A 3270-nucleotide genomic window follows, 5' to 3' on the forward strand; every position below is an offset into this window, starting at 1 on the left:
TGGGAATCGTCTTCCAGATTAAGCGTGCCGTTTAGTTCCAAATACCAACTGTTTTTGATAAGGTTGCTACCGTTTACTTTTAAAGATTTACCATTCTCTATAATTAATCCAAGATTATTATGTGAATTTGATGTAGTAACGTTATTAGCAATTTTTACAATACTACAATCTATATTTTTACTAACATCGTCAATATCCCAAACATCACCATGTAGCCAAGTGTCTTCATCTGTCCATACACCGTCTGCTTTAGTTATATAGGGCAATGGAGCCGTTTGATCTTGAATTGTTAAAATATTATTCAATCGAGCTATATATCCTTTTGACGAAAAATCTAAAGTTGTAGCATTAACAATATTGGTCATAGGGTAATAAGCCTGCAAGTTTGTCCAAGGGATTGTTAAAGTCGTAACATCATCTGCGATCACTTTAGCTATAACAGCTCCTGAAACATTGCCTGAATTATTAACGATCTCCTGATTTATAGTTTTATGCAATTGACTTTGGGTTAAAGCCACATTAAAGACACGAACTTCATCAATATCTCCATTAAAATAAGCAGTATTTGATGCCGATTTTTTACCAATGCTAAACGCAGCAGACGACGTATTTATAGCTGATGATAAGGCGCTGTCATTGCTAGTGCCTAATAAAGTACCATTTAGGTATACTTTTAACTTATTTGATCCCGCTGTTTTATCAAAAATAACAGCAATATGTGTCCATTGATTATTAATTAAAGAACATGAGCCTGACAAGGTAACTGTTAGCCCATTTATTTTTACTACAGGTATTTTTGAGCTGTTAATTTGAATATCAAAATTGCCTTGACTCACAATAGTTCCTGTACTTGAAAATGTTGGATCTATTCTAACCCATGCCATTACCGTTGCTTGATTATAGCCACTTAAGTTAAGATTACTACTTAAGTAATCATCTACACCATCAAAATCTATGGTTGCTGAAGCTGGTGGATTCACATCAAAATAATCTCTATAATCCAAATCGCCTCCAGAACTCAAATCACCATCTGTATCTGGCAAAATACTAGAAGTTGGGTTGTTTATTTCATCATTGACATCTAAGGGGTCATTCAAATTGGAGCCTTCAAAAATATTATCTAAACCATCACCATCCGAATCGGTAAATGTTGTAATTACATTTGCCATCCCATTTTCTTCAATATCTGGCAATCCGTCGTTGTCTGAATCTAAATCTCTAAAATCAGGAATGCCATCCAAATCCGTATCTACAAGAACCAAGAATCCTAATCCGTAATTATCGTCTATTCCATTTTGGTCTAAATCTGCAATTCCAGAACCCACACCGCTTGGTGCTATGTAGCCCAAGGTTGTTTGGGCTTCCACATTATCTGGAATTCCATCGTTATCACTATCTATATCTAAATAATCAGGTAACCCATCACTATCTGTATCTTCACAATTAGGAAGTACATATAATTGCACTTTATCTACAAAGTTTCCAGAAGTTGTTCCGCCTCCGGAAGCCACCGAAATAGCCGTAAAGGTTAATCTGGTTGTTGTTTGTCCTGCAGGCACTACATAAGTACCTGAATGCTCTGTCCATGACGCATCTCCTGCCGAACTGAAATTTCCCTGACTGGTTAAAGTGCCGCTTGGATTACCAATAAGTAATCTAACAACATCTTGTTGAGCACTACCTGCAAAGCCAGTACGTTTCCTGTGTGCAAAAGACCATCGCAATACATCGCCAGGGGAGGTTGCAATATCTTGATACAAACCGTCGTTAGTTGTTGCATTTACTTCAGCCCACTGAGATCCTGAAAATGCTCTACCGCCAGCGTCATTACTAGCTGTTTGTGAATTATGCCAAATTTCTAAATGATTATTTGCTACATCTGAACTTTTCCAATTTGGAATATTACTGGCATCTCCTTTCCAAATCCCTGTGGTTGGTACCACATCGGTTGGCCCACCATCTAAACCATTGGTAATGTTTAAAACTTCAAAATCAGGATTTAATAATGGTTTTTTGCCTAAATCTGAACATTCATCAACATCTAAGATGCCATCATTATCATCGTCTAAATCATCTACGTCACTAAACCCATCTTTATCTTGATCGGGTAGTGTTAAAATAAATAACTTTCCATCTGCATGATCAGCGCTTGAAGCTGTTAATTGCGCTTTGGTAATAATGGAGCCTCTTGGCGCAATATCATCAAGGTAAAACAAAGCAATTCCAATAGTCCCGTTATTTTCAACCACACGATCACTTAACCAATAGTCCGTTCCAGTTGGTGGTGGTTTTATAGTACCTGGAGTTCCAATATTACCGCTAGACCCAGTACCTCCAAATCCCCATTGTGTTGTTGTTTCATTTACAAAAGTTTCACCCAAAGATTGTACTGCACCTCCTCCAACAGGGATTCCAAAAAGTTCAACATGATAACAGTTATTTGCATTTCGTTCTGTAACAGCGATAATACCACTAGAACTTGCAAAAATACCTGTGCCATAAGTTAAGGTTTGTCTTTGCCCTGTGGTTGTTTGTTCTGAGATATAATTATCACAAATATTTTGTCCGTTTGAAGCGGATTCGAAATAATGGTTCAAGTTTAAATCTTGAAACGAAGCTAACGCAGATGCATTCCATGTAGCACTTGCACTGGTTGTTTCTGTGTACACACCATTCTTTCTTATTTTATTTACGCTATGACCATTAGGGCCCAATTGTGTTAATGCATAGCCTATTGGTAAACCATAGTTTTGGTATATAAGGCTGTTAACAGTAATGCTTTTTATTGTAGCCGATTGATTTGAATTGGTTTGACTATCACTCCATTGAAAGCTTACGCCTGTTCGAATACTTGGCGCATTGGTTTGAGCAATTAGTTTACCTAACAAAAAACAAGTAGAAAAAAAACAGAGTAATAGTTTTACTTTCATAATTAATAGATTTGGGGAAATCAAAAATTAACTTATAATAAATTTGTTGTCACTACTAAAAAATCAATTCTTATTATTCAAGAATCGCTAATACTACAGTCTATTAACGGCAGTAAAATGATTAATAACAAAAACACATTTAAACTAAACTTGAGGGAAAGAATATTTAAATTACTGAAATCAAAATACAATATTAGAATAAATAATCGACAAAACACAAACTTTATCCGATTAAATACTATTTTTTATCAAAATTCTTAGTTTACTATCATTTTTTTAGTAAAGACCTCACCCGTTTTGGCCCTAAACCATGCCACATAGGTCCCTGTTGGCACGTTTG

1 protein-coding gene is annotated in these 3270 nt (G+C 35.8%); it reads right to left on the reverse strand.

The annotated features are described in order from the left end of the window. Nucleotides 1-2930 (reverse strand): LamG domain-containing protein (locus VP395_RS15725; RefSeq protein ID WP_346242980.1); only part of this gene is annotated, 2930 nt, incomplete at its 3' end. Nucleotides 2931-3270 lie beyond the last annotated feature (340 nt).

The sequence above is a fragment of the Mariniflexile soesokkakense genome (genome assembly GCF_039650365.1).
Lineage (GTDB): Bacteria > Bacteroidota > Bacteroidia > Flavobacteriales > Flavobacteriaceae > Mariniflexile > Mariniflexile soesokkakense.